Genomic DNA, 25,316 nt, shown 5'->3' on the forward strand with positions numbered 1-25,316 from the left:
CGGTCCTGTGAAGGTCCTGCTCAGCGACCTGTTCAGCACGCTGGTCTTCGGCGGCGACGCCGACCGGGACGCGGTCAACGCGCGGATGGGCGCCGTCCTGGGGGTCGACGGCGAGGCGTTCCAGCGGGCGTTCGACGCGTGTTCGTACGAGCGGTTCATCGGCGCGTACGGCGACCTGCCGAGCACGCTGCGGGTCATCGCCGAACGCTGCGGAGGCGCACCCACCAACCAACAGGTGGAAGAGGCAACGAGCCTGCGACGCGCCCTGGCGCAACAGTTGCTCACCAGGGTGCCGACGGCGACCTTGGACACCCTGGCCGCCTTCAAGTCCGCAGGCTGGCGCATCGGTCTGGTCAGCAACATCACCGCCGAGACTCAGCTCCAGTGGCCGGCGAGCCCACTGGCCCAGTACTTCGACGCCACGGCATTCTCAGCCGAACTCGGAACCGCAAAGCCAGAACCAGCCATCTACAAGGCCGCCTGCGCCGCCCTGGGCGCCGACCCCCACGACTGCCTCTACGTAGGCGACGGCAACGACAACGAGCTCCCTGCCGCCACCGCCCTTGGCATGCACGCCATTCGCACCCTGGAACACGCCAACAGCGACCCAACCTGGCAAGGCCCAACCATCCAGGCCTTCGCGGAGTTGCGCGGGCAGCTCGGTCAGTAGCCGCCGGCGTCGATGAGTTGGGACTCCAGGGCCACGACCTGGATCTTGCCCTTGCCTTTCGGTGGGATCAGCAGAACCGCGTCGTGCAGCGTCGTCGAAGTCAGTGCGCTCCGGTACTTCACCGTCGCCGGGCTGAAGGCGGTCATCGGAAGCTTCGACCACCAGAAGTTGTAGTCCTTCCCGATCAGCAGGGTGTGCTCGCGGGTGAGCGAGACGAACACCATCGCCGTGCCGGCCTTGGTCACGTAGGCGGGGGACTGCTTCGCGGGCGTGAAGACGTCGGTGATGCTGCGGACGGACTGGGGCGGATCGGCCTGCGCCGCCCGCGTCTTCGCGAGGTTCGTGATCAGCTTCGTGACGTCGGCGTTCGGCTGGAAGGCCGCGGCGCGGGGTGACTTGGCGCCGACGCTCAGGTACGTCGCCAGCGCGGTGGCGGCGGCTTGTGGCGCGGCGGCGAGCCGGGTGTCGTCTCGCTTCGTCGCCGGTCGGAGGCCGGTGAGGTCGGGGACCTTGACAGTGGTCTTCACGCCCGCGGCGAAGGTGAGGATCCAGGGACTGCCGGCGGACTGGCGCTCCCACACGCCGAGATGGCGGTAGTTCTTGTCGTTGGAGATCCCGGAGGCGCTGACGAAGCTCATCGGGTAGCTGCCGTACTGCGGTGCGCCGATCACCGGCTTCGTGTACGTGAACGCCGGCACCGGCTTGGCTTTGCCGGCTCGGTCGATCTCGTACCCTGCCTGGCTCTGACGGACCAGGTTGCCGCCTTCGACTGTCGCGATGAGCTTGCTGTCGCGGGTGCGATTCGCCTTGTTGTTGACCGCGTTGTAGTGCGCGATGACTGCGGCCGCCGCGGAGTCGCTGACCGCCGGGCGGGTCAGCGCGGTCACGCTGTCCGCCGGAGGAACCGCTGCACAGCCGGTCACCGTTCCGAGCGCGAGGCCCACCGCGACAACCCGCCGAACCGTGCCGCCACCGGACGGCCACTGCTGCGGCGCTCCCTGCACGGGCGGGTGCTGGGCGGGCTGGTACGGTCCCGGCACAGGCTGGGCCGGCGGGTAGCCGGCGGGCGGGTACGGTCCCGGTGCAGGCTGAGCCGGCGGGTACTGCTGGTGCTGGTGCTGGTGCTGGTGCTGGTGCTGGTGATGGCCGCCTGTGGCCGGTGAACCAGTGGCCGGCCGGGAGTTGGCAGGGCGGCGACGGAAGAGCACCAGCAAGATGCCGAGAGCAAGCAAGAGGATGCCCGCGGCGAAGATCCCGAGCGCGGTCGTGAACGCGCCCGGGATCTCCAGACCGAGGTCGACGCGCATGTCGGGCGCCGTCTTCCCATCGGCGTTCATGACGACGACCTCGTACGGGCCGTCCTCGATCGTCCAGGCGATCGACTGCGTGCCGGCGCCGCCCGCCTGGGCGACCCACCAGTCGAGAGTGCCCGGCGCGACGAGCGGCCCCGCCGTACCCTTCACGTCCTGCGTGGTCAGCGCGATCGGATACTCGAGCTGGACCAGCTTCGAGTGCGCGGTACCTTTCAGATAACTGTCGACGTCGAAGTCCCGGGCGACACCGACGAACACCGGCGCAGCTTTCGTCGACCGCACGTCGACGTGCAGCACGGGCCCGTGCCGGTCGAGCATCTCCGGTGTACTGGCGATCGCCAGCCCCTTGCTGCTCAGCGGCTGCTCGCCGGTACGGACGGTGTTGTCGGGCCCGATCAACCAGAACGCCGCGGCCCCGCCGAGCACCGCGACGATCAGGCCTACGAGGGCGAGCAGAACACCAAAGATCCGGCGGATCACCCGCACACGAACTCCCGAGATCGCGGCATGCCCCAGACACACCGCCCGACAAGCGACCCGTGATGTTAGCGCTTGCCCAGCGTGCCCGCGTGACGAGGCCCAGCTCCTGCACCCAAGTTGTTACCTCAGCACCAGTGCGTTGACTCTGCACGAAGTAGCCACGAAGTAGCAGAGTCTTCGGTGCCGCCCCCTGCGGTGGCACCGAAGACTGATCAGGGGGTCAGTTGATGTCCAGGAGCTTCTGGGATTCGGCGGCCGCGCGGGAGGCGGCGGCTCGTTGCTCGGCTTCGGCGAGGTGGTTGCCGGCGTGCTGGGTCCACCAGTCCTGGCCCTCGCGGGGGAGGGTGTCGATCGGGTCGTAGTACTCGTAGGTGCGGTTGAGCGCCTCGGGATCCTGCTGCTCGATGCCGGTGCGGTAGTTCTTCTTCCAGTACGAGATGCCCCGCACCTCGTCGTACTCCGACAGCTGGTGCACCCAGCGCTTGCCGACGTACGGCACGTCGCAGACGATCCGCGGCGTCGCGAAGCCGGGCAGGTATCCGAGGATGCCGTGCTGCAGGTGCTGCGCCTCGCGCACCGAGACCCGCCAGTGCTCCGAGAACGGGATCATGTCGCACATGTAGAAGTAGTACGGCGTGATGTTCGCGCCGTCGAGCAACGCGAAGCACAGGTCGAGCAGCTGCGGGATCGAGTCGTTCACGCCGCGCATCAAGACGCCCTGGTTGCGCACGTCGCGCAGACCCGCCTCGAGCATCGCCTTCGACGCCTCGGCGACCAGCGGCGTCACGGACTGCGCCGCGTTCACGTGCGTGTGCATCGCGAGCATCACACCGCGGCTGCGCGCCACCGACGCGACGCGCTCCACACCGGACAGCACGTCGGACGACAGCCAGTGCTGCGGCATCCCCATCAGCGCCTTGGTGGCCAGCCGGATGTCGCGGATGTTCTCGATCTCCAGCAGGCTGGTCAGGAACGCCTCGAGTCGCGGCCAGGGCATGTTCGCCACGTCGCCGCCGGAGACGACGACGTCCCGGACCCCCGGCGTACGGCGCAGGTAGTCGAGCATGTCGTCGAGCCGGGTCTGCGGCTTGGCGACGAACTTCAGCTTGTCGATCACCGGCGTCGAGTTCCCGACCAGGTCCATCCGCGTGCAGTGACCGCAGTACTGCGGGCACGTCGGCAGGATCTCCGCGAGGACCTTGGTCGGGTAGCGGTGGGTCAACCCCTCCGTGGCCCACATCTCGTGCTCGTGCAGCGAGTCCCGGGTCGCGTGCGGGTGCGACGGCCAGTCGGTCCGCCGGTCGCTGAACACGGGCAGCATGTAGCGGCGGACCGGGTCCGCGTAGAACGCCTCGGTGTAGTCGGCGGCGCCGGCCGGGACGATCGTGTTCAGCATCTGCGGCGGCAGCAGCATCGACATCGTCGCGCGCTCGGCCTGGTCGCGGGTCAGGTCCTCGTAGAACCGCTCCTCGAGCAGGTCGCCCATCACGTCACGCAGCTGCTTGACGTTCTTGACGCAGTGCGACCGCTGCCATTGCACCGAGCGCCACTCCTCGGCCGTGACGTCCTTCCAGCCCGGCAGCCGCGTCCAGTCCGGTTCGACCAGCTCGGTGCGCCGGTAGCGATAGGGCTGACCGTCGCCAGGCTGCTCCGAGGGCGCCAGCTCCGGGGTGATCAGGTCGGTCACAGGTCCTCCGCGGGGACGTGGGGGAATGCGGTCTGATGTGAGGATAGCGATAGAACTTCCCTCAGATCCAACAGTACGCCGTAAGAATTCCCGTCGTGGCGCGCTGTGAGTAGTATTTTGCCCGACCGCACAGAGGAGGATCAGTGTCATCGAGCCCGGTAGGACTGCACCGCGTACTCGCGCCGTCCGGCGTGTTGCCGCAGGCGGCGGAGAAACTCGACGCCCGTCCCGGCATCTGGCCCGACGAGGTCCGCATCGCGGTCGAGCGCCTGAACCTGGACGCCGCGTCGTACCGCCAGCTGGCCGAGGCGCACGGCGGTGACGGTGCGGCGATCCGCCGGGCGGTCCTCGACATCGTCGAGACCCGCGGCAAGATGCAGAACCCGGTCACCGGCTCCGGCGGGATGCTCGTCGGCGTGGTCGACGAGGCCGGTCCGGACTCGCCTCTCGGGCTCCACAAGGGCGACCGGGTCGCGACCCTGGTGTCGCTGACGTTGACGCCGCTGCAGATCACCGACGGCCTGCAGGACTGGGACGGCAAGAGCGAGCAGGTGCCGGCGCAAGGGCACGCGATCCTGTTCGCCCGGTCGATCGTCGCGAAGCTGCCGGACGACCTGAAGCCGGAGCTCTCGCTGGCAGTCATGGACGTGTGCGGCGCGCCGGCGCTGACCGCGCGTGTGGTCGGCTCGTATGTCGACAAAGGCATAAAGCCTGTCGTGTCAGTAATTGGTGGCGCAGGTAAGTCCGGGTCGCTGTCGCTGGCCGCGGCGCGGGCGGCGGGTGCGGCGCGCACGATCGGGGTCGTGCCGTTCCAGGCCGAGCACGACCGGCTGACCGAGGCCGGTCTGGCCGATGTCGTCGCGCTGGCCGACGCCCGCGATCCGGTGGCCCTGGCGCAGGCCGTCGAAGCCGCCGGGGGACCAGCGGACATCACCGTCGTGTGCGTCGATGTACCGGGGTGTGAGCACGGCGCGGTCCTGTCGACCGCGGCCGGCGGCACCGTGATCTTCTTCTCGATGGCGACCTCGTTCTCCGCGGCCGCGCTCGGCGCCGAAGGCCTGGCGGCGGACGTCACGATGCTGGTCGGGAACGGGTACGTCCCGGGTCACGCGGACTATGCGATGGAGCTGTTGCGGACCGAGCCGGGTGTCCGTGGTCTGTTCGAGAGCAGGCTGGCGGAGGATTAGGCCGTGCGCACACTTCTGACGAACGGCTCCGTCTACTCGCCCGCCGACCCTCACGCCACCGCGATCGCCTTCGACGACGGGGTGGTGACGTGGCTCGGTGACGACACCGGCGCGGGCTCGTACGCCGACGGCGCCGACGAGGTCGTCGACCTGGACGGCAAGCTGGTCACGCCGGCCTTCGTCGACGCCCACGTCCACGCCGCGCAGGCCGGTGCGCTGCTGACCGGTCTCGACCTCGCCGGTACGACGTCACTCGCCGACGCGCTCGACCGCCTGGCGGCCTTCGCGGCGAAGTTGCCCGCGGACGCGGTGATCGAGGGCGCCGGGTGGGACGAGACGAAGTGGCCGGAGGGCCGCGTGCCGACGGCGCAGGAGCTGGATGCCTCCGGTGGTGGGCGGCGCGTGTACCTGTCCCGGGTGGACGGGCATTCCGGCGTGATCTCCTCCGCCCTGATCCCGACCGCCCACGGAGCTGGGCTGGACAGGACCGGCCGCTTGGAGCGGGACGCGCACCATGCCGTCCGGGACGCGCTGAGCGAGCTGATCGGCCCGGAGCAGCGGCGGATGCACATCACCGCCGCGCTGCAGGCGATGGCCGCGAAGGGGATCGGTGCCTTCCACGAGATGGCGGCGCCGCACATCGGGCCGTTGTGGGAGTTGCCGATCGTCCGCGAGGTGGCCGAGGAGCTCGGCCTGTCGGCGACGCTGTACTGGGGCGAGCCGGGCGCGTTCGAGCACATCGGCACCTACGGGCTCGCAGGCCTGGCCGGCGATCTGAATGCCGACGGCGCACTGGGTTCGCGGACGGCGGCACTGCGGGAGCCGTACGCCGATCGCGCCGAGCACCGCGGGCACGCGTACCTGACGCCGGAGCAGATCGCCGAGCACGTGATCGCCTGCACCGAGCGCAACGTCCAGGCCGGGTTCCACTGCATCGGGGACGAGGCGCTCGACAACATCGCTTGCGGGTTCGAGCTCGCCGCCGAGAAGGTCGGCGTCCAGGCGCTGGTCGCGGCCCGGCACCGGCTCGAGCACGTCGAAATGGTCGACGAGGCAACGATCGCCGTTCTGGCCCGGTGCGGCGTGGTCGCGAGCGTGCAGCCGATGTTCGACGGGCTGTGGGGCGGTCCGGACGGCATGTACGCCGCCCGCGTCGGCGACCGCTGGCGGGGGATGAACCCGTTCGGTTCGCTGGCCCGCGCGGGCGTCGTCCTCGCCTTCGGGTCGGACTCCCCGGTGACCGAGCTCGGCGGCTGGGAAGCCGTCCGCGCGGCCGCGTTCCACCACGAGCGCTCCGAGCGGATCACCGTCCGCGCGGCGTTCCAGGCGCACACCCGCGGCGGCTGGCGAGCCGTGGGGATCGACGACGCCGGTGTGCTCGCGCCCGGCGCTGCCGCGACGTACGCGATCTGGGAGAGCGACGCGGACCTCGTCGTGCAGACGCCGGACGAGCGCGTCGCCGCCTGGTCGACGGATCCGCGGGCCGGCGTACCGGTGCTGCCGGACCTGAGCCAGGGAACACCCACCTGCGTGCGCACGGTCGTGGGTGGCCGTGTCGTCCATCAAGCCGAGGGATTGTGATGCCGAAGAAGCTCGACCTCGATCCGGTCACCGTCCGGAAGGCGCGCAGCCTCGCGCGCAAGGCCGGCAAGCCGATCGTCGACCTCGCCCGTCAGCACACCACGGTGTCGGTCGAGCGAGCGGTACTACGGCTCGCCGGGCTGACCGGCGCCGACACCGAAGGCATCCCGTGGGTGAACCGGCTGGCCGACACCGTGCGGGCCGACGTCGGCCTCGAACACGGGCTCGCGCTGCCGGTCTGGGACGCGCTGGTCCGCGGCGAGGCCGAGGACCTGAGCGTGCTCGCGCAGAAGGCGGCGTCCGGCTCCGTCACGTTCCGGATGCCGGAGGGCCGCGACGCCGCCCGGGCCCGGTCCGCGGCGCGGAAGGTCGCGGCCGCCGGCCTGAAGCGGATCGACGGCCGACGGCGGGAGCGCGACCGGCTCGTCAAGCGGCACGGCGACCCGGAGCAGCGGCCGTGGATCTACCTGATCGTCGCCACCGGCGACATCTACGAGGACATCCCGCAGGCGCAGGCGGCCGCTCGTGAGGGCGCCGACATCATCGCGGTGATCCGGTCGACCGGGCAGTCGCTGCTCGACTACGTGCCCGAGGGCGCGACCCGCGAGGGCTTCGCCGGGACGTACGCGACGCAGGAGAACTTCCGGCTGATGCGGGCCGCCCTGGACGAGTCGTCGAAGGAGCTGGGCCGCTACGTCCGGCTGACCAACTACGCCTCCGGTCTGTGCATGCCGGAGATCGCGACGCTGGCCGGGCTCGAACGGCTCGACATGATGCTGAACGACTCGATGTACGGGATCCTCTTCCGCGACATCAACCCGATCCGGACGTTCGTCGACCAGCGCTTCAGCCGGCAGATCCACGCCCGCGCCGGGATCATCATCAACACCGGCGAGGACAACTACCTGACCACGGCCGACGCGGTCGAGGCCGCGCACACCGTGACGGTCTCGCAGCTGCTCAACGAGTACTTCGCCAAGGAGGCCGGGCTCGAGGACTGGCAGCTCGGGCTCGGGCACGCGTTCGAGATCAACCCGGACCTGCCGGACTCGTTCCGGCTCGAGCTCGCGCACGCGATGCTCGCCCGGCAGCTGTTCCCGAAGGCGCCGCTGAAGTGGATGCCGCCGACCCGGCACATGACCGGCGACGTGTTCCGCGGCTACCTGCTGGACGGGTTCTTCAACCTGGTCGGCGCGATGACCGGGCAGGGCATCCTGCTGGTCGGCATGATGACCGAGGCGGTCGTGACGCCGTGGATCTCGGACCGGGACCTGGCACTGCAGAACGTGCGTTACGTCTTAGGTGCTGCCGGCAACCTTCACGAGGACTTCCGGCCGGAGCCGAACGGGTTCATCGCGACCCGAGCGCGGCAGGTGCTGGCCGAGTCCGTGGAGCTGCTGGAGGAGATCGTCGACGACGGGCTGCTGAACGCGATCGGCGACGGCACGTTCGGGCTGATGAAGCGGCCGCAGGACGCCGGCCGCGGCCTCGACGGCGTCGCGCGGAAGTCCGCGGAGTACTACAACCCGGCGATCGAGCTGTTGGAGGAGGGCAAGTGAGCATCATCCGGCCGTACGGCGACACGACTGGCGACGGGATGGTGCAGCTGTCGTTCACGTTGCCGGTCCCGCACGACAAGCGGGCCGAGGGCGCGGCGGTCCAGCTGGCCAACAAGATGGGCATGGACCCCGCCCTGGTTGTGCACTCGAAGGCGATCGGCCCGGACTTCACGTTCTTCGTGGTCTACGGCCCGGTGCACCATCTCGTCGACACGTCGAAGGTGGAGGTGGTCGAGCGCGACTACCCGCTGCTGTCGCCGAAGGAGGTCAACCTCGCGATCCGCAAGGGCCTGCGCCGCCGCCTCACCGTGGTCGGCGCCTGCATCGGCACCGACGCGCACACGGTCGGCATCGACGCGATCCTGAACATCAAGGGCTTCGCGGGGGAGAAGGGCCTGGAGTACTACCGCGAGGTGAAGGTGGTGAACCTCGGCGCGCAGGTGGCCGTACCGGAGCTGGTCCGGCGGGCCAAGGCGGACAAGGCCGACGCGATCCTCGTGTCCCAGGTGGTGACGCAGCGCGAGGCGCACGTGCTGAACACCAAGGAGATGTCGGCGGCTTTCCGGGAGGCGTACGCCGACGACGCGCGGCCGGTACTCGTTGCCGGCGGCCCCCGTTTCACCGAGCAGATGGCCGGCGAGCTCGGGGTCGACCGGGTGTTCGGCCGCGGGACCACGCCCGGTGAAGTGGCCAGCTATCTCGTCGACGCACTGGTGACCAAGCGGCACGCCTACAGAAAGAGCGCATAAAGGTGTCAAAGGCAACTGTTGGGCTGACGGTGACGCATCGTCGGTATGTTCCGTACAGCCACGCGCACTACGCCGGCAACCTGGTCGACGGGGCGTACGTGCTGGCCCTGTTCGGGGACGTCGCGACCGAGGTGTGTATCCAGTCGGACGGCGACGAGGGCCTGTTCGCGTCGTACTCCGACGTGCAGTTCTTGCAGCCGCTCCGGGCCGGTGACGTCGTCGAGGTGAAGGCGACGATCAGCCGGGTCGGCAACCGCAGCCGGGACCTCGATTTCAGCGCGTACGTCGTCTGCCGCGGACGTCCGGACCGGTCCGAGTCGGCGGCCGAGGTGCTGGCCGAGCCGCTGGAGATCACCCGGGCCAAGGGAACCGTCGTCGTACCGGTTGCGTGACGATTGGTTGCCCTCGGTAACGATCACGTGGAGTGCCGACACGGCTCTGTAACGTGACTTCGGTGAGGGATCCTCGTTTTCCTTTGCAGGGCAGGCGATCGTGTTACAACGGGCTCAAAGAGCCGGGGAGAGGTTGACACCGTCGCCGTCAGCGAGCATCGTTTTGGGAGTCGTCAACATCCCGTTTGTTCAACGGTCACATGAAGTTCGGCCGCCGGATGATCCCGCGACGCTGACCAGGCCAAAGCCAGGCTTGAGTCGACGGGGGCTGAGATCGCCGGCGGTGAGCCCCCCGCGGGGCAGAGGTGGAAGAGGCTCGGCGGCCAGTAGACAACAGCCGCGCGGTGCGCAGCCAGTGCATCGCCGGTTGGTCCGAAGGCACGCCGAGCCTCCTTCCTCTCTTCCGGGCTGAATTGCAGCGGTGTGACTAGTCGACCCGGGTGATCCTCCCCGGCGTCGGTACCTTCAGCGCAGTCTGCGCACGTAGCCGCCCTGTGCGTCGGCTCGATCGAGTGACACCTGATAGCCGCCGGGCGGATACATTGGCGTGTCCCGGACGTTGTACGGTCGGGCGACCGGCATGCGCCGGTGACGTGAGGACAAGGGGTTGACCGCGTGGACCGGTTCAAGGCGCTGGGACGGCTGCTGCCGCGAGTGGCGGCGGCCGTGGCCGCCGGGGTGCTGCTCGGCTTCGCGTTCGAACCGCACGACCTCCCGTGGCTGACCATCGTCGCCGTTCCGCTGCTCCTGGCCGCGCTGAACGGGATCTCGATGAAGGCCGGCTTCGTGGTCGGCGCCGGGTTCGGGATCGCGTACTACGCCGTGCTGGTGCCGTGGCTGAGCGTCATCGGCGGCGACGCCGCGATCGCCCTGGCGATCCTCGAAGGTCTGTTCTACGCCGTGTTCGGGATGGTCGCGACGCAGGTGCTGAAGCTGCGGCTGTGGCCGCTCTGGATCGCTTGTCTGTGGGTGGCGACCGAGTTCGCGACCGCGTCGGTGCCGTTCGGCGGGTTCCCGTGGGGCCGGCTCGCGTGGGCGTTCTCCGACGAGCCGCTGGGCAAACTGGCGGCCTTCGTCGGTATCCCGGGTCTGAGCTTCGTCGTCGCGCTCGTCGGTGTCCTGGTGTACGCCGTACTGCGCCGGGGGACCGCGCTGCGGTGGCGGGCCGTCGGGCTCGTCGCCGGGCTGGCGATCGTGTTCGGCAGCGCGCTGGTCCCGTTGTCGACCGAGGGCGACGGGAAGACCGTGCGGGCCGCGATGGTGCAGGGCAACGTGCCGGGCAAGGGGCTGGAGTTCCTGGGCCGGGCGCGCACCGTGACGCGCAACCACCTGCAGGCCACGCTCGACCTCCAGAAGCGGGTCGAGGCCGGGACCGAGATGAAGCCGGACGTGGTGATCTGGCCGGAGAACTCGACCGACATCGACCCGTACAAGGACGCCGAGACCCGTGCCGACATCGAGGAGGCGGTGAAGGCGGTCGGCGTACCGATCCTGGTCGGCGCCGTCACCGAGGGGCCGGGGGAGAACGAGCGGCAGACCACCGGCATCGTCTGGGATCCGGCGACCGGTCCGGGGCAGCGGTACGCGAAGCGGCACCCGGTGCCGTTCGGTGAGTACATCCCGTTCCGCGACCAGTTGCTGCCGTACATCAAGCGGCTCGAGATGGTCGGCGCCCAGACCGTGCCGGGCGTGGGTCCGGGCGTGATGCCGATCCGCGGCGTCACGTACGGCGATGTGATCTGCTTCGAACTCGCCTACGACAACGTCATCCAGGACGTGGTCAAGGGCGGCGCCCAGGTGCTGATCGTGCAGACCAACAACGCGACCTACGGCGGGACCGGGCAGCCGGAGCAGCAGTTCGCGATCACCCGGATGCGCGCGATCGAGACCGGGCGCACGGTGCTGATCGCGTCGACGAGCGGCATCTCCGGTGTCATCCGGCCGGACGGGACGGTCGAGCACAAGTCCGCCCAGTTCGTGCCGGACGTGTACGTCGCGACGGTCCCGGTGCGTGACGGTCACACCCTGGCCACGATCCTCGGCGGATGGCCGCAGTGGATCCTCACCGGCCTCGGTCTGCTGGGGCTCGCCCTGGCGCTGATCGAGCGGCGGCGCGGGCGCGCGGACACGACACCGCCGCCGGCTTCGGGGTCGGCCAAGCCGCGGGAGAAGGTTCCGGCCTGAGCCGTCCGGCGGACCTGTAACACTGGAGGGAATCGCCGGAAGGGGCAGGGACATGGCTTGGTTGATCGGGCTGGCGTTGCTGGTCGTGCCGATCGTGGAGATCTTCGTGATCATCCAGGTCGGTCAGGTGATCGGCGGCTGGCCGACGGTCGCCCTGCTGATCGTCGAGAGCGCACTCGGCGCGTGGCTGGTCAAGCGTGAGGGCCGCCGCGCCTGGAACGCCCTGCAGACCTCGCTCCAGACCGGCAAGCTCCCCGGCCGCGAGCTGACCGACGGCGCCCTGGTCCTGATCGGCGGCACCCTGCTGCTCACCCCCGGCTTCGTCACCGACATCTTCGGCTTCTTCTTCGTCCTCCCCTTCACCCGCCCGTTCGCCCGCCGCCTCGTCACCCGCTTCGTCAGCCGCCGCGCGACCACCCTGGCTCCACCCGCCTTCACCCCCTTCATGCCCGGCAACCCGACCCAGCCCCGCCCGCCGTCGGGCGACGTCGTCCAGGGCGAGGTCATCGACCCGGACAGGAAGTAGACCGTCAGGGGCGGTAGGTGGATCTGGCGGTCTGAGCGAAGGACTGGATCAGCGGCGTGGTCACGCTCCACGCGACGACCAGAGGACTGGGTGGGAAGTCGTCGATGGGGATGGTGACGAGCTCTTTGCCGGGGTTGTGGTGGGTGAGCGGTGCGAGGCCCACGGTGCCGTTCCAGAGGACCGACTGGAGGCATTCCTGGACGGCTCGGACGATGGGGCCTTGGCGGGGTTCGCCGCCGTTCCAGTAGGACTGCCAGTGCGGGTCGGTGCCGGCGGGGAACTGGAACCAGCGGCGGTCGGCGAGGTCGGCGAGCTTCAGGCGGTCGTGGCCGGCGAGCGGGTCGTCGGCGCGCAGTACGGCGCCGACCGGGTCGGAGCGCAGGACCTGGACGCGGAGGCCCGCTTCGTCGAACGGACCGCGGGTGAGGGCGACGTCGACGAGGCCCGCGCGCAGGCCGCAGGTCGGGTCGGTGAGGTCGGCTTCGCGGATCCGTACGTCGACGTTCGGGTGCCGCCGCCGGTACGCCGCGGCCAGTCGGGAGACGTCCGGGTCGGTGCTGTCGCCGAGGATGCCGACGGTCAGCGTGGCGGCGCCGGCCGCGGCGGCGACTCGGGCGCGGAGCTGCTCGGCCTGCTGCAGCAGCATCCGGGCTTCGGAGAGCAGTGAGGACCCGGCGGGAGTGAGGCTGACGCCGCTCGGCGACCGGTGGAACAGGGGAGTGCCGAGGTCGGCCTCGAGTTGCCGGATCGCGCGACTCAGCGGCGGCTGGCTCATGTGCAGACGGGCGGCGGCCCGACCGAAGTGGAGCTCTTCGGCGACCGCCACGAAGTACCGCAAGGTCCGCAGTTCCATCACCTGCGACGATACCCGCCGGGTATCGCCGATGCGGGACCGGTCTTGGACGCGCGGCGCCGCCCGGTGCTGAGCTGAAGCCATGACCGAATACCCGTACGCCGACCCGGTCGTCGACCTGACCCACGTCCAGGAGCTCGGCCGCGACGTCGTCGTGATCCCGAATCGGAACGTCGACCTCGTCCCCAACATCGGCCTGGTCGGCGGCAGCCACTCGGTCCTCGTCATCGACACCGGCCTCGGCCCGCGGAACGCGGAGCAGGTGCTGCGCTTCGCCACGTCGTATGCGAACGGCCGCCGACTCTATCTGACCACGACGCACTTCCATCCTGAGCACGCGTTCGGTGCGCAGGTCTTCGCCGGCGAGGCGACGTACCTCGTCAACACGGCTCAGGCCGACGACCTGACGACCAAGGGCGACGGCTACCTGCGCATGTTCCGCGAGCTCGGCGAACCGGTCGCGCGCGAACTCGAGGACGTCCGCATCCCCGCGCCGGACGTCACGTACGACGACACCTACGCGCTCGACCTTGGCGGTCGCAGTGTCCACCTCAGCGCGACCGGGCGCGCGCACAGCAAGGGCGACCAGGTCGTCACCGTCCCCGGCGAAGGGATCATCTTCACCGGCGACCTGGCCGAGGCGGACCAGTTCGCGATCTTCCCGTGGTTCCCGCCGTACGACGTCGACGTGTCCGGCGTGCGCTGGATCGAGGTCATGGACCGCCTGGCCGCGGAGCGCCACCGGATCGTTGTCCCGGGCCACGGGGAGGTCGGCGACGCGGGGCTGCTGGCCCAGGTGCGCGACTACCTCACCGAGCTGCGGGACGAGACCTGGCGGCGGCGGGATTCGGGGGTGTCCGAGGAGACGACCGCGGCCGAGATCCGGGCGCTGATGATTCGGCGTCACCCCGACTGGCGGCTCCCGGAATGGATCGACCGCGGCGTGGGCTGCCTCTGCTCGGAGTACCCGCGTGACCGGACCGGGCCGGGTGGAGGAGACTGACGCCATCGGGCTCGGCGAGAGGCGGGATGCGGGTGGTGATGCTCGGTCGGCGCCTCGTCGCCTGGCTGCGGGCGCGGGATCCAGGGCTGGGAGCGACGCGGCGGGCGGCGCGCACGGCGATCGTGATGCCGGCGCTGTTCGCGTTCTGTGCCAAGGTTCTGCACGCGCCGACGGTGGCGACGTTCGCCGCGTTCGGGGCGTTCGCGATGCTGTTGCTGGTCGACTTCCCGGGCTCCAAGGTACAACGGCTCCGCGCACAGGTGCAGCTCGCGATGGCGTGGCTGGTGCTGGTCTCGCTGGGGACGTTGGCGGGCCGCTCCGTCTGGACCGCGGTCGTGACCACCGCTGTCGTGGGCTTCGTCGTCCTGTTCTCCGGGGTGGTCAGCTCGGTCCTGGCCGGCGCCGGTACGTCGTTGCTGCTCGCCTTCATTCTCTCGGTGGCCACGCCCGGTCCGCTCGCGATGTTGCCGGACCGGCTCGCCGGCGTCGCGATCGCCGCGGCCGGCGCGGTCCTTGCGGTCAGGTTCCTGTGGCCGAGGCCATGGGTCGATCCGCTCGCGGCACCAGCCGCCCGGGTCTGCCGAGCGGCGGCGGCGCAGTTGCGTTCCGAGGCGCGGGACACGCTCGAGGTCTGCGCCGTACGGACCGAGCGCACCGCGGCTCTCATCGACGAGCTGCGGCGGACCTTCACCGCGACGCCGTACCGGCCGACCGGCCTGTCGACCGGGTCCAGAGCATTGGTGCGGCTCGTCGACGAACTGACGTGGCTGAGCGCGATCCTCGGCGACTCGCGTCCCGCGGTGCTTCCCGGCAGCGACACGGAGTCGGCCGCGGTTCACCTCGCGGCCGCTGACGTCCTGGAACGCAGCGCGGAGCTGCTCGAGGATCCACAGCTCGCCGTCGACGGGCTGGCCGAGGCGACGCGTGTACTACGTGACGCGGTGACGGGGCTGGAGGAAGGCGCGGTCGCCCGGCTGCCGTCGGCGTACGGCTCACCGGCCGCGTTGATGGGCAGCCTGAACGTGTCGTTCCGCGCACAGGAGATCGGCTTCGCGGTCATGCTGATCGCGCAGAACGTGGAGTCCGCCCGCATCGCCGATCAGCGAAGCTGGACCGATCGCCTGCTCGGGCGAGAGCCACGGTCGCTGACGGGACCGGTCACCAGCGCAGCCGAACGTGCTGCCGCGCATCTGGAACGGCATTCGGTGTGGCTGCACAACAGCATCCGCGGCGCGGCCGGGCTCGCGGCGGCGGTGGCGCTGGCGAACCTCACCGGCGTCCAGCACGGCTTCTGGGTCATCCTCGGCACGCTGTCGGTGCTTCGCTCGAACGCGCTCAACACCGGCCAGAACGCGTACCGCGCCGTCGGGGGCACCGTCGTCGGCTCGCTCATCGGCGCCGGCCTCCTGTTCTTCATCGGCGACACCAGCGTGGTGCTCTGGATCCTGCTCCCCGTCGCGGTCCTGATCGCGGGCATCGTGCCGGCGGCGATCTCGTTCGCGACCGGTCAGGCGGCGTTCACGGTCACGCTGGTGATCCTCTTCAACATCGCGCAGCCCGAGGGCTGGTCGCTGATCCTGTTCCGGATCGAGGACATCGCGCTCGGCTGCGCGGTGAGCTTGCTCGTCGGCCTGTTGTTCTGGCCGCGCGGAGCCTCGACCGCGGTCGGGAAGGCGCTCGCGGAGGCGTACGTCGACAGCGCGCAGTACCTCGTCAGCGTCGTCGGGTACGCCGTGTCCTGCTGCGGGCCCGGACCGTCGGCACCGCAGGACGGTCGCCGGGCAGCGGCCGCGGCGCGCCGGCTGGACGACACGTTCCGCACGTACCTCACCGAGCGCGGAGCGAAGCCGGTGCCGTTGAGCGAGATGACGGCGCTCGTCACCGGAGTGGTCGGGATCCGCCTGGCCGCGGACGCCGTACTCGAGCTCTGGGAACGGTACGCCGACGGCCGCCCACCCTCGGACGACCGCGCCGCCGCACAGTCCGCACTACTCGCGGCGGCCGACCGGCTGCTGCAGTGGTACGCGACACTCGCCCGCAGCGTCGACGGCCGAGGCCCCGTTCCCGACGCGCTGGAACACGATCACGAGACGAAGACCCGCCTGATCGACGCCGTACGACGCGACCTGTACGACCGCGACGGCCAGGCGACACCCACCGCGATCAGGATCCTCTGGACACACAGCCACCTCGAAGCCATCAGGCGGCTTCAGCCGGCCCTTGCGTCGGCGGCGAAGCGAACGACTGATCACGGCATGCTTCTGGGTACCGGGCCGTCGTACGACTATCGGGCCGGGGACGGTGAGCATGCGGCGAGCAGCGGCGATCGTGCTGCTGACGATCCTGATTCTGAGCGGTTGCGGTAGCCCGGACCAGAAGCTCCGGTCGGCTGCCGCCCAGTCGGCGCGCTCCGCCGCCTCCGAGGTGAGCACGACGCGGCTGGCCGTCGAGCAGTTGCGGGCGCAGCACCTGTGGACCCGGTCCGCCGGACAGATCGTCAAGGACGCCGAGAAAGGCGTCGAGACGGCGGCGAGTTCGTTCTCCGCGCAGCAACCGTCGACGCCGACGTCGACGCGGCTCTACGAGCAGGTCACCAAGACCCTCGACGACGCGCAGACCGCGGTGACCGCGGTCCGGATCGCGCTCGGCAACGACGACCTGGCCGCGGCCGAACAGCAACTGCCCGCGCTCCGGCAGTCGGCGACGGACCTGGGCCGGATCGGGGAGCTCGCGCAGTGAAGAAGGTGCTCGGTGTCACCCTCGGGATCCTGACCGCCATCGGCGGCTTCGTGGACATCGGCGACCTGGTCACGAACGCGCTCGTCGGCGCCCGGTTCGGCCTGCACATGGCGTGGGTGGTGATCGTCGGCGTGATCGGGATCTGCCTGTACGCCGAGATGTGCGGCCGGGTCGTGGCGATGTCCGGGCGGCCCGTGTTCGATCTGATCCGTGAGCGGCTCGGTCCGCGAACCGGACTGCTGACGCTGGTGGCGTCGTTCCTGGTCACGCTGCTGACGCTGATCGCCGAGATCGGCGGGGTGGCGCTCGCGTTCGAACTCGCGAGCGGCGTGAATTACCTGCTCTGGATGCCGCTGGCCGCGTTCGCGGTGTGGCTGGTGATCTGGCGGGTCAAGTTCTCCCGGCTGGAGCAGGTCTTCGGGCTGATGGGGCTGCTGCTGGTGGTGTTCGCGGTCGCCTTGTTCAAGCTCGGACCGGACTGGGGCGAGTTGTTGCACCAGGCAACCCGGCCGCATCCGATCGGCCACGAGGACTGGTCGACGTACGCGTACTTCGCGATCGCGCTGTTCGGTGCGGCGATGACGCCGTACGAGGTGTTCTTCTTCTCCTCCGGAGGGGTCGAGGAGAAGTGGACGCGGCGGGACCTGGTGACCGCGCGGTCCAACGTGTTCGTCGGGTTCCCGCTCGGCGGGCTCCTGTCGCTGGCGATCATGGGCTGCACCGCGGTGCTGTTCCTGCCGGCGGGTATCCAGGTCGGGACCTTGGGGCAGGTGACGCTGCCGGTGGCGGTTGCCCTCGGCAAGATCGGCCTGGCGATCGTGCTGATCGGCGTGTTCGCGGCGACCTTCGGCGCGGCGCTGGAGACCGCGCTGTCGTGCGGTTACACGATCGCGCAGTACCGCGGCTGGCAGTGGGGCAAGCTGGTGCGGCCGCGCGAGGCGTCGCGGTTCCATGTGGTGATGATCGTGTGCCTCGTGCTGGCGATGCTGACGCTGCTCACCTCGGTCGATCCGGTGCTGGTGACGGAGTACTCGGTGGTGTTCGCGGCGATGGCGCTGCCGCTCACGTACCTGCCGATCCTGATCGTCGCCAATGATCCCGACTACGTCGGCGAGGAGACCAACGGTCCGGTGCGTAACGCGTTCGGCCTGGTCTACCTGGCCCTGCTCGTCGTTGCCTCGCTGGCGGCCATACCGCTGATGATCATCACGAAGGGAGGGCAGTGACCATGCCTCGGACGCCTGACGCATCGGGCCGGGTGCTGCACGCCCAGCTGCATCTGCTCGACCGGCAGCTGATCGACCAGGCCGACGGTCACCTGGCCGGGAAGATCGACGACGTCGAGCTCGACCTGGACGCCGATCCGCCGGTCGTGGCCGCGCTGATCACCGGCCGCGAGCGGATCACGGCCCGCCGGATCGCCGCCATCGAGACCGCGGTGACGGTCGTCGTCGAGGACCTCGATCTCGACTACTACGACGACTGGGTCGAGAACCACGTGATCGCCAAGATCCCAGGAGCCGGCGATGCGGCTGAATGACCTGCTCGGGCGCCGCGTCCTGGACACCAACGGCGACGTGATCGGCGGCGTCGCGGATGTCCGCCTGGTCCAGGACGGACCGATGCTGGTCTCGATGCAGCGCGCGCTGCGGGTCGACGGCCTGATCGTCGTGGAGAACCGCGCCACGCGACTGTTCGGCTACGAGCGGCACGTCGGTCCCCAACTGCTTCGCCGGCTCGTGCACTGGCGTCTGGGCGAGGTCTGGTACCTGCCCTGGGACGACGTCGACGACATCACCGACGACGCCGTCACCACCACCCGCGGCCGCGCCGACCTCCACCGCCTGGAGGACTTCGCCCGCTACTGACCGGCCTGACCGGTCTGACCGGCCCGCTGGGCGACATTTCTTGCCGAGTGGCGCGCTCGTCACCGGGCGAACGGACCCTTGGGGCCGAAGGCGTGACGGCTGAAGCGGGTGGCCAGTAATTCGTGGGTGGCGGCGTCGGGGTGAAGGTCGTCGAGGAGTGGGTGGGCGAGGTTGTCCGCTTCGCCGTACAGCTCGCGGCCGTCGAGGTAATGCAGGTTCGGGTCGGTGAGGGCTCGCTGGGTGACGATGCGGGCGAGCTCGGCGCGGATGACCGACAGCGTGAGTTTGCCGGCGGGGACCTCGTCCGGGTTGCCGGTCGCAGTGAAGCGGAGCTGACCGGCGGCGAGTGCGGCGAGGTCCCAGCCGGTCGGGCCGGGGGTGTCCTCGTGGATCGGGCAGAGGATGGGGGAGACGACCAGGAGCGGCGTGTCCGGGTGACCGTCGCGGATGGTGTCCAGGAAGCCGTGGACGCCCGGGGTGAACGACCGGAGCCGGAGGCTGTCGGAGTTCACGATGTTGATGCCGAGCTTCAGGCTGATCAGGTCGGCGGGCGTATCGCGGATCGTGCGCGCGATGAACGGCTGCAGGTACGCGCTGCCGCCGAAGCCGAGGTTGACCAGCTCCACGCCGGACTGTGCGGCGACGAGCGCGGGCCAGGTGCCGGTCGGGTGTGTCGCGTTGGAGCCGTGGCTGATCGAGCTGCCGTGATGGAGCCAGGTGCGACGACTCGCCGGGACCGGCTCGACCGCTGCGTCGGTGCGCAGGGCAACGAGCTCGGTGGTCTCGTCGTGCGGCAGCCAGATCTCGACAGTCTTCGGCGCGGCGCCCAGCCCGGTCACTCGCAGCGTCTGGGGCCGGCCTTCGCGGGTCTCGGTGGCGCCGGTCGCCAGGTCGATCGTGATGACGTCGCCGCCCGCTGCCGTCAGCTGGGTGTGGAGCCGGCCGTCGACGAGGACGTCGTACACGCCGTCCGGGCGCGGGGGAGCGCCGGTGTAGTCGCGCTTCGTCGGCAGGGTGTCGAGCTCGATCGCGGTCGCGCTGGTGCGGAAGACGAGGCGTACGCCGGCGGGCTGCGAGTCGACCATCGCCATCTGGCTGTCGTCGTACTGCGCTCGCGCCCAGGCCGGGAGGCGGTGCGGAAGGACGCCGCGGGCGGTCTGCTCGAGGTCCAGGGCGCCGCGGAGCAGGTCGAGGGTGAGGGGGGTGGTGATCACGAAGGTTGCCTCTCGGGCCAGGTGCGGAGGAGGGTGTCGATGGCGTGCAGGATGCGGGGCCAGCTGGCGGCGCTCGGTGGGCCGCTGTAGCTGAAAGAGCCGGAGAGCTCGAGCGTGACGTAACCGTGGAAGAAGCTGCCCAGCAGTCGTACGGCGTCTGTCTGTGCGGGCTCGTCCAGGTCGTAGCCGCGCAGAACGGCCCGCATCAGCTCTGAATGCCGCTTCCCGGCGACCACGAAGTCTGTGGTGGTCGCCTGAGCGTCGGGTGGGGTGTAGCGGGAGGCTGCGTAGCGGCCAGGGTGGGACTGGGCGTAGGTGCGGTAGACGTCTGCCAGGGCGGTGAGAGCGTCCTGTCCGGCCCGGCCCGCTACCGCCGCGGCGGCTTGGTCGGCCAGCTCGGTGAGGGCGACGGTGGCGATGCGGGTCTTCAGGTCGTCGGAGTTGCGGACGTGCGAGTACAGGCTCGCCACCTGGACGCCGAACCGCCGCGCCAGCGCCGACACCGTGACCTGCTCGAACCCGACCTCGTCGGCCAGCTCCGCCCCGGCCCGTGCCAGCCGCTCGCCGCTCAACCCCGCTCTTGCCATAACTCATTATGTAATTGCCTAAAGGTTTTAGGCAAATGAGATCAAGAAGAAACCCCCACCGCGCCGTTGCGATGAGGGTTCCCGGGTGGTTCAGGCGGTGCGCTTGGTCCGGTGCAGGTGCGCCGGGCCGATCTCGCCCTTGCGGAGCAGCTCGACCCGCTCGGCCAGCAGCTCCTCCAGCTCCGAGATGCTCCGGCGCTCGCGCAGCATGTCCCAGTGCGTACGGGCCGGCTTCTCCTGCTTCGGCTCCGGCTTCTCGCCGGTGGACCGGGCGGCCTCGCTGCCGCAGTGCGGGCACTCCCAGACCGCGGGCACCTCGGCGTCGTGCGCCATGGTCACCTCGACCACGTGGCCGCGGGGGCAGTCATACGTGATCATCTGACGCGGCGCGAACTCGACACCACGGTCATCCTCGAAGCTGACCCCACCCAGCCCCGAACCACGCAGTACGCGATTAGACATGTCAAACCTCCGAGATCGTCATCCGTGCCAACGGTCGGCCGGCCCGGATCATTCCCATTTTGGCATGTCCGAGCCATATGTTCGCACCTGACAGCCCTTGATAACACCGTCGTGACCTGCTGTCATCGACTGTTCACAGATCCCGTACAGGTCCCGCGCAGATCTCATACCGTGCCGTCCGTCGCGAACCGCCCGACGTACGACGCAGCGAATCGCTCCCTGGTTCACAGCCTGTTGCCAGGAATCGAGGATCTCATCCTCAGTAATCGTCCCTAGCCTCTGCGTCCATGGTGCTACCCCGCCACAAGCTCCGTGGCCTCAGTTTCGTGAACGTGGCCCTGGTGGCCATCGTGCTCGCCATCGCCGTCACCGCCTACTTCCTGTTCTTCAAGAAGGATCCACCGGCCGCGAGCGCGACCCGGCCGACGGCGGCCGTGCAGCGCGGTGAGGTGACGGCGAGCGTCAGCTCGAGCGGGACCCTGCAGAGCTCGCAGACCGCCTCGCCGCAGTTCGAGACCTCCGGCACGGTCACCCAGATCCTGGTGAAGGTCGGTCAGGTGGTGGCCAAGGGCGCCGCGATCGCGAAGGTCGATCCGTCCGCCGCCGAGCGGCAGTTGCGGATCGCCCAGCAGAACCAGATCGCGTCCGCGAACTCGGTCACCGCGGCCGGGGAGACGCTGAGCGACGCGCAGGACGCGCGGGAGGCGGCCGAGGAGGCATCGGCCTCGCCGACCCCGACCGCCGGCCAGCAGCAAGCCCAGCAGTCTCAAGGTCAAGGACAGAGTCAGAGTCCGGAAGTTGCCGTCAGCAACGCCGAGGCGAGCCTGGCGAAGGCGAAGGCGGACAAGGAGCAGGCCGACCAGAACGTCGAGGCCGCCGAGGCCGCGGTCGACGCGACCACACTGAAGGCGCCGATCGCCGGCACCATCACGGCGGTCAACGGCGCGGTCGGCTCGGTGGCCGGCGGTTCGAGCTCCGGCTCCGCTTCCGGCTCGGGGAGCGGCGGGCAGGGCTCGACCTCAGGTCAAGGTTCAACGTCAACCTCCACCACCACCTCGGGCACCGGGTTCGTCGACATCGCCGACCTGAAGTCGCTCCAGGTGGTGGCCGCCTTCGCCGAGGCGGACGCGATCAAGATCAAGGCCGGCCAGACCGCGACGGTCACCCTCAACGCCGAGCCCGGTACGACGCTGACCGCCTCCCTGGCGACGGTCTCGCCGACCCCGACCACCACCAACGGCGTGGTGTCGTACTCGGCCACCTTCAGCCTCGCCAAGCTCCCGGCCAACGCCCGGATCGGCCAGACCGCGAACGTCACGGTCCAGACCGCGAAGGCCGCCGACGCCCTCTACGTGCCGAGCACCGCGATCGCCGCCAGCGGCACGACGTACACGGTCACGATGGCCGACGGCAGCGGAACGCGTGAGGTCCAGGTCGGCGTCCGTGGCGACAGCTACACCCAGATCACGTCGGGCCTGAACGAAGGCGATCAGATCGAGCTGCTGCAGGGCGCGATCGGCGGGACCCAGAACGGCCAGAACCGGCAGGGCCAGCAGCCGGGCGGCGGGCAGTTCCCGGCCGGCGGCCTCGGCCAGGGGAACGGCGCCGGAGGCTTCCGTGGCCGCTGAGTCCCTGATCGAGATCCGGAACGTCACCAAGACGTACGGCCAGGGCGAGACCGCGGTCCATGCTCTCCGGGGCGTGTCGCTGCGGGTCGAGGCGGGCGAGTACGTCGCGGTGATGGGCTCGTCGGGATCCGGCAAGTCGACGTTGATGAACATCCTCGGCTGCCTCGACGTGCCGTCCCGCGGGGAGTACTGGCTGGACGGCAGCGACGTGGCCCGGCTGAGCGAGGACCAGCAGGCCCTGGTCCGCGGCCGGAAGATCGGGTTCATCTTCCAGTCGTTCAACCTGATCCCGCGGACCACCGCGCTCGCGAACGTCGAACTGCCGCTCACCTACGCCCACCTGCGCCGGGCCGAACGCCGCCGGCGGGCCAACCGCGCCCTCGAGCTGGTCGGCCTGGCCGACCGCACCGGCCATCGGCCCAACCAGCTGTCCGGCGGCCAGCAGCAGCGGGTCGCGATCGCCCGGGCGCTCGCGACCGGCCCGCGGATCCTGCTCGCCGACGAGCCGACCGGCAACCTCGACGCACACTCGACCGACGAGGTGCTGGGCATGTTCGACGACCTGCACGCGAGCGGCCGCACGATCATCGTGATCACCCACGAGCACGAGGTCGCCGCCCGGGCCCGGCGACTCGTCCGCGTCTCGGACGGCCGGATCGTCTCCGACGAGGTGACCGGCTGATGTCACCACGCGACCTGATGGGCGCCGCGCTCCGCGGCCTCACCGCCAACAAGCTGCGCTCGCTGCTGACCGTCCTCGGGGTGTCGATCGGCGTCGGCGCCGTGATCGTGCTGGTTGCGGTCGGCAACGGCTCCGGCAAGGCGGTGCAGGACCGCCTCGAGGCGATGGGCACGAACCTACTGACGGTCTCCACCACCGGCGGTGGCGGCGGCTTCGTCCGCGGGCAGGCCGGGCCGGCCAACCAGCAGTACAGCCTGACGCTCGACGACGCCGCGGCGCTCACCGACAAGAACCTGGCGCCGGACGTGTCCTCGGTGGCGCCGGTGATGACCAGCTCCGCTACGGCGACCAACGGTGACACGAGCTACACGGTCAATCAGGTGATCGGCACGACGCCGGCGTACTTGCTGGCCACGAACACCCCGGTCCAGATCGGCAGCTCGTTCACGCAGGCGGACGTGGACGGCTCGCGCCGCGTCATCCTGCTCGGGCAGACGGCGGCGACCGAGCTGTTCACCCGGCCTGCGAGCGCGGTCGGCCGGACGATCAAGCTCGGGGCGGTCGACTTCACCGTGCTCGGCGTCCTGGCCGGCAAGGACAGCACCGGCTTCACCGACCCGAACGCGACCGCGATCGTCCCGATCACCACCCTCCGGGCGACCCAGGCCGGGTACGGCGCCCTCAGCCAGATCGTCGTCCAGGCGGCGGCCCAGGACCGGGTCGACGCCGCGCAGGCCGAGGTCACGCAGCTGCTGACCGCCCGGCATCAGGTTCCGGCGACCGAGACGTCGCCGTTCCGGATCACGAACTCGGCGCAGATCCTGCAGACCAGCCAGGACACCGCGGCGACGTTCACCGCCCTGCTCGCCACGGTGGCCGCGATCAGCCTGGTCGTCGGCGGGATCGGGGTCACCAACATCATGCTGGTCACGGTCACCGAACGGACCCGGGAGATCGGGATCCGCAAGGCGCTCGGCGCGCGCCGCCGGACCGTCCTCGGCCAGTTCCTGATCGAGGCGACGCTGCTCAGCCTGATCGGCGGTGCGGTCGGTGTCGGAGCCGCGCTGATCGTCACTCGTTTCCAGCTGGCCGGCGTCCGGCCCGTGCTGGTGCCGTCGTCGATCGGACTCGCGCTCGGCGTGTCCGCGGCGGTCGGCCTGTTCTTCGGCAGCATGCCGGCGCACCGAGCCGCCGGCCTCCGTCCCATCGATGCGCTACGTCATGAGTGAGAGGCCTTTGCAGATGAGTAACCAGACGCCCGAGGAGTTCGCCCAGATGGGGTCCGACGAGGAGGTCGACGCGGCGCTGAAGCCGAAGAAGACCCTGAGCCTGCCGCTCGCGACGGCGATCCTGACCGGCATCGTCGTGCTCGCGATCGGGCTCGGCGTCGGCGCCGGGCTGCACGCGGCCTTCGCCTCCGACAGCTCGTCGAACCAGCCGCAGGCCGGCGGGCGCGGCGCCGGCGGGTACGGCGGGTACGGCGGGTTCCGTGGCCAGAACGCGCCGGGCCAGTACCCGGGCGGTGGGCCGGGCGGAGGCCAGGGCGGTGGCACGATCGGTACGGTCGTGTCGGCGAGCGGCTCCGAGCTGGTCGTGAAGACGCAGTCCGGCAACGTCGTGGTCAAGCTCACCGGCGACACGACGTACGAGATCACCTCGAAGGGCACCGCGGCGGATCTGAAGGCCGGTGAGCAGGTCGTCGTCAGCGGCCAGAACTCCAACGGCACCATCACCGCGAACACAGTCCGCCAGGGCTCTTTCGGCGGCGGTTTCCGCAACAACCCGAGCGCGTCCCCGTCGTCGCGCTGACCCGATCACGTGCGCCCGGCCAGCACCCCGGCCGGGCGCACGTGGCCAGACCTCCGCGGCTGGCAGAGATCGGATGAGTCATTGACGCCGTGGTTTGGAAAGCGCTATCTTGCGACGAAATGAGGCTCAAAAAGTACAAATTG

24 protein-coding genes are annotated in these 25,316 nt (G+C 70.0%); 18 read left to right on the forward strand and 6 right to left on the reverse strand.

Annotated features, from left to right (window positions below):
• Positions 1-7 precede the first annotated feature (7 nt).
• On the forward strand, positions 8-670 hold the full coding sequence (locus ABZX12_RS12935) for an HAD family hydrolase (protein ID WP_355692637.1): 663 nt from the start codon (positions 8-10) through the stop codon (positions 668-670).
• On the opposite strand, the gene ABZX12_RS12940 is transcribed toward ABZX12_RS12935, so the two are convergent.
• Together ABZX12_RS12940 and ABZX12_RS12945 are read right to left on the reverse strand one after the other, a co-directional pair.
• Positions 664-2,469 carry a hypothetical protein gene (locus ABZX12_RS12940; RefSeq protein ID WP_355692639.1) on the reverse strand — a complete coding sequence of 602 codons (1,806 nt, stop codon included), beginning with the start codon at positions 2,467-2,469 and terminating at the stop codon, positions 664-666. The genes ABZX12_RS12935 and ABZX12_RS12940 overlap by 7 nt on opposite strands.
• Positions 2,470-2,683: 214 nt before the next feature.
• On the reverse strand, positions 2,684-4,150 hold the full coding sequence (locus ABZX12_RS12945) for a lysine 2,3-aminomutase (protein WP_355692641.1): 1,467 nt from the start codon (positions 4,148-4,150) through the stop codon (positions 2,684-2,686).
• Between the two features lie 143 nt (positions 4,151-4,293).
• On the opposite strand from ABZX12_RS12945, the gene ABZX12_RS12950 reads away from it, so the two are divergent.
• From ABZX12_RS12950 to ABZX12_RS12980, 7 genes are all read left to right on the forward strand, one after another.
• Positions 4,294-5,337: an L-erythro-3,5-diaminohexanoate dehydrogenase gene (locus ABZX12_RS12950; protein ID WP_355692643.1), complete on the forward strand. Its 1,044-nt coding sequence runs from the start codon at positions 4,294-4,296 to the stop codon at positions 5,335-5,337.
• A 3-nt stretch (positions 5,338-5,340) separates the two neighbouring features.
• Positions 5,341-6,918: an amidohydrolase family protein gene (locus ABZX12_RS12955; RefSeq protein WP_355692645.1), complete on the forward strand. Its 1,578-nt coding sequence runs from the start codon at positions 5,341-5,343 to the stop codon at positions 6,916-6,918.
• Positions 6,918-8,477: a lysine 5,6-aminomutase subunit alpha gene (locus tag ABZX12_RS12960; RefSeq protein ID WP_355692646.1), complete on the forward strand. Its 1,560-nt coding sequence runs from the start codon at positions 6,918-6,920 to the stop codon at positions 8,475-8,477. The genes ABZX12_RS12955 and ABZX12_RS12960 overlap by 1 nt, the downstream gene beginning before the upstream one ends.
• Entirely contained in the window at positions 8,474-9,226 is a 753-nt protein-coding gene (locus tag ABZX12_RS12965; protein ID WP_355692647.1) for an OAM dimerization domain-containing protein, read from the forward strand. Before ABZX12_RS12960 ends, ABZX12_RS12965 begins: the two co-directional genes overlap by 4 nt.
• Before the next feature lie 29 nt (positions 9,227-9,255).
• Complete coding sequence (locus tag ABZX12_RS12970; RefSeq protein ID WP_355692649.1) at positions 9,256-9,618, forward strand: hotdog domain-containing protein; 363 nt, start codon at positions 9,256-9,258, stop codon at positions 9,616-9,618.
• Between the two features lie 615 nt (positions 9,619-10,233).
• Positions 10,234-11,802: an apolipoprotein N-acyltransferase gene (gene lnt, locus ABZX12_RS12975; protein WP_355692651.1), complete on the forward strand. Its 1,569-nt coding sequence runs from the start codon at positions 10,234-10,236 to the stop codon at positions 11,800-11,802.
• Between the two features lie 52 nt (positions 11,803-11,854).
• Positions 11,855-12,328: an FxsA family protein gene (locus tag ABZX12_RS12980; RefSeq protein WP_355692652.1), complete on the forward strand. Its 474-nt coding sequence runs from the start codon at positions 11,855-11,857 to the stop codon at positions 12,326-12,328.
• Positions 12,329-12,332: 4 nt separating this feature from the next.
• On the opposite strand, the gene ABZX12_RS12985 is transcribed toward ABZX12_RS12980, so the two are convergent.
• The gene (locus ABZX12_RS12985) at positions 12,333-13,181 is read right to left on the reverse strand and encodes a LysR family transcriptional regulator (protein ID WP_355692654.1); all 849 of its coding nucleotides are present in this window, start codon (positions 13,179-13,181) and stop codon (positions 12,333-12,335) included.
• A gap of 82 nt (positions 13,182-13,263) precedes the next feature.
• On the opposite strand from ABZX12_RS12985, the gene ABZX12_RS12990 reads away from it, so the two are divergent.
• From ABZX12_RS12990 to ABZX12_RS13015, 6 genes are read left to right on the forward strand one after another with little or no spacing between them, the layout of a single operon-like run.
• Positions 13,264-14,184: an MBL fold metallo-hydrolase gene (locus ABZX12_RS12990; protein ID WP_355692656.1), complete on the forward strand. Its 921-nt coding sequence runs from the start codon at positions 13,264-13,266 to the stop codon at positions 14,182-14,184.
• Between the two features lie 26 nt (positions 14,185-14,210).
• Positions 14,211-16,550 carry an FUSC family protein gene (locus ABZX12_RS12995; RefSeq protein ID WP_355692658.1) on the forward strand — a complete coding sequence of 780 codons (2,340 nt, stop codon included), beginning with the start codon at positions 14,211-14,213 and terminating at the stop codon, positions 16,548-16,550.
• Positions 16,492-16,923: a hypothetical protein gene (locus ABZX12_RS13000; protein ID WP_355692660.1), complete on the forward strand. Its 432-nt coding sequence runs from the start codon at positions 16,492-16,494 to the stop codon at positions 16,921-16,923. The genes ABZX12_RS12995 and ABZX12_RS13000 overlap by 59 nt, the downstream gene beginning before the upstream one ends.
• The gene (locus ABZX12_RS13005; protein WP_355692661.1) at positions 16,920-18,149 is read left to right on the forward strand and encodes a divalent metal cation transporter; all 1,230 of its coding nucleotides are present in this window, start codon (positions 16,920-16,922) and stop codon (positions 18,147-18,149) included. The genes ABZX12_RS13000 and ABZX12_RS13005 overlap by 4 nt, the downstream gene beginning before the upstream one ends.
• Before the next feature lie 2 nt (positions 18,150-18,151).
• Positions 18,152-18,463 (forward strand): hypothetical protein, encoded by a 312-nt coding sequence (locus ABZX12_RS13010; protein ID WP_355692663.1) that lies wholly within the window; start codon positions 18,152-18,154, stop codon positions 18,461-18,463.
• On the forward strand, positions 18,450-18,791 hold the full coding sequence (locus tag ABZX12_RS13015) for a hypothetical protein (protein WP_355692665.1): 342 nt from the start codon (positions 18,450-18,452) through the stop codon (positions 18,789-18,791). The genes ABZX12_RS13010 and ABZX12_RS13015 overlap by 14 nt, the downstream gene beginning before the upstream one ends.
• A gap of 59 nt (positions 18,792-18,850) precedes the next feature.
• On the opposite strand, the gene ABZX12_RS13020 is transcribed toward ABZX12_RS13015, so the two are convergent.
• The 3 genes from ABZX12_RS13020 to ABZX12_RS13030 all read right to left on the reverse strand — a co-directional run bounded on the left by ABZX12_RS13020 (position 18,851) and on the right by ABZX12_RS13030 (position 21,054).
• Positions 18,851-20,005 (reverse strand): GDSL-type esterase/lipase family protein, encoded by a 1,155-nt coding sequence (locus ABZX12_RS13020; protein ID WP_355692667.1) that lies wholly within the window; start codon positions 20,003-20,005, stop codon positions 18,851-18,853.
• Complete coding sequence (locus ABZX12_RS13025) at positions 20,002-20,592, reverse strand: TetR/AcrR family transcriptional regulator (RefSeq protein ID WP_355692668.1); 591 nt, start codon at positions 20,590-20,592, stop codon at positions 20,002-20,004. Before ABZX12_RS13025 ends, ABZX12_RS13020 begins: the two co-directional genes overlap by 4 nt.
• 90 nt (positions 20,593-20,682) lie before the next feature.
• The gene (locus tag ABZX12_RS13030) at positions 20,683-21,054 is read right to left on the reverse strand and encodes an RNA polymerase-binding protein RbpA (RefSeq protein ID WP_130448290.1); all 372 of its coding nucleotides are present in this window, start codon (positions 21,052-21,054) and stop codon (positions 20,683-20,685) included.
• Between the two features lie 287 nt (positions 21,055-21,341).
• Between ABZX12_RS13030 and ABZX12_RS13035 the strand changes: the two genes are divergently transcribed.
• Genes ABZX12_RS13035 through ABZX12_RS13050 form a run of 4 tightly spaced genes read left to right on the forward strand, consistent with a single transcriptional unit; the run spans position 21,342 to position 25,173 of the window.
• Positions 21,342-22,682 carry an HlyD family efflux transporter periplasmic adaptor subunit gene (locus ABZX12_RS13035; protein WP_355692669.1) on the forward strand — a complete coding sequence of 447 codons (1,341 nt, stop codon included), beginning with the start codon at positions 21,342-21,344 and terminating at the stop codon, positions 22,680-22,682.
• Positions 22,672-23,364, forward strand: coding sequence for an ABC transporter ATP-binding protein (locus ABZX12_RS13040; protein WP_355692671.1), 693 nt, complete (start codon positions 22,672-22,674; stop codon positions 23,362-23,364). The genes ABZX12_RS13035 and ABZX12_RS13040 overlap by 11 nt, the downstream gene beginning before the upstream one ends.
• Complete coding sequence (locus tag ABZX12_RS13045; RefSeq protein ID WP_355692672.1) at positions 23,364-24,593, forward strand: ABC transporter permease; 1,230 nt, start codon at positions 23,364-23,366, stop codon at positions 24,591-24,593. The genes ABZX12_RS13040 and ABZX12_RS13045 overlap by 1 nt, the downstream gene beginning before the upstream one ends.
• A gap of 13 nt (positions 24,594-24,606) precedes the next feature.
• Positions 24,607-25,173, forward strand: coding sequence for a hypothetical protein (locus ABZX12_RS13050; RefSeq protein ID WP_355692674.1), 567 nt, complete (start codon positions 24,607-24,609; stop codon positions 25,171-25,173).
• Positions 25,174-25,316 lie beyond the last annotated feature (143 nt).

Source organism: Kribbella sp. NPDC003505 (genome assembly GCF_040610875.1).
Lineage (GTDB): Bacteria > Actinomycetota > Actinomycetes > Propionibacteriales > Kribbellaceae > Kribbella.

Excerpts from the sequence above, each read along its gene's own strand:
- ABZX12_RS12960 (WP_355692646.1), top strand. The coding sequence starts at position 6,918 with ATGCCGAAGAAGCTCGACCTCGATCCGGTCACCGTCCGGAAGGCGCGC.
- ABZX12_RS12980 (WP_355692652.1), top strand. The coding sequence starts at position 11,855 with ATGGCTTGGTTGATCGGGCTGGCGTTGCTGGTCGTGCCGATCGTGGAG.
- ABZX12_RS12985 (WP_355692654.1), bottom strand. The coding sequence starts at position 13,181 with ATGGAACTGCGGACCTTGCGGTACTTCGTGGCGGTCGCCGAAGAGCTC.
- ABZX12_RS12990 (WP_355692656.1), top strand. The coding sequence starts at position 13,264 with ATGACCGAATACCCGTACGCCGACCCGGTCGTCGACCTGACCCACGTC.
- ABZX12_RS12995 (WP_355692658.1), top strand. The coding sequence starts at position 14,211 with ATGCGGGTGGTGATGCTCGGTCGGCGCCTCGTCGCCTGGCTGCGGGCG.
- ABZX12_RS13000 (WP_355692660.1), top strand. The coding sequence starts at position 16,492 with ATGCGGCGAGCAGCGGCGATCGTGCTGCTGACGATCCTGATTCTGAGC.
- ABZX12_RS13010 (WP_355692663.1), top strand. The coding sequence starts at position 18,152 with ATGCCTCGGACGCCTGACGCATCGGGCCGGGTGCTGCACGCCCAGCTG.
- ABZX12_RS13015 (WP_355692665.1), top strand. The coding sequence starts at position 18,450 with ATGCGGCTGAATGACCTGCTCGGGCGCCGCGTCCTGGACACCAACGGC.
- ABZX12_RS13025 (WP_355692668.1), bottom strand. The coding sequence starts at position 20,592 with ATGGCAAGAGCGGGGTTGAGCGGCGAGCGGCTGGCACGGGCCGGGGCG.
- ABZX12_RS13030 (WP_130448290.1), bottom strand. The coding sequence starts at position 21,054 with ATGTCTAATCGCGTACTGCGTGGTTCGGGGCTGGGTGGGGTCAGCTTC.
- ABZX12_RS13035 (WP_355692669.1), top strand. The coding sequence starts at position 21,342 with ATGGTGCTACCCCGCCACAAGCTCCGTGGCCTCAGTTTCGTGAACGTG.
- ABZX12_RS13045 (WP_355692672.1), top strand. The coding sequence starts at position 23,364 with ATGTCACCACGCGACCTGATGGGCGCCGCGCTCCGCGGCCTCACCGCC.
- ABZX12_RS13050 (WP_355692674.1), top strand. The coding sequence starts at position 24,607 with ATGAGTAACCAGACGCCCGAGGAGTTCGCCCAGATGGGGTCCGACGAG.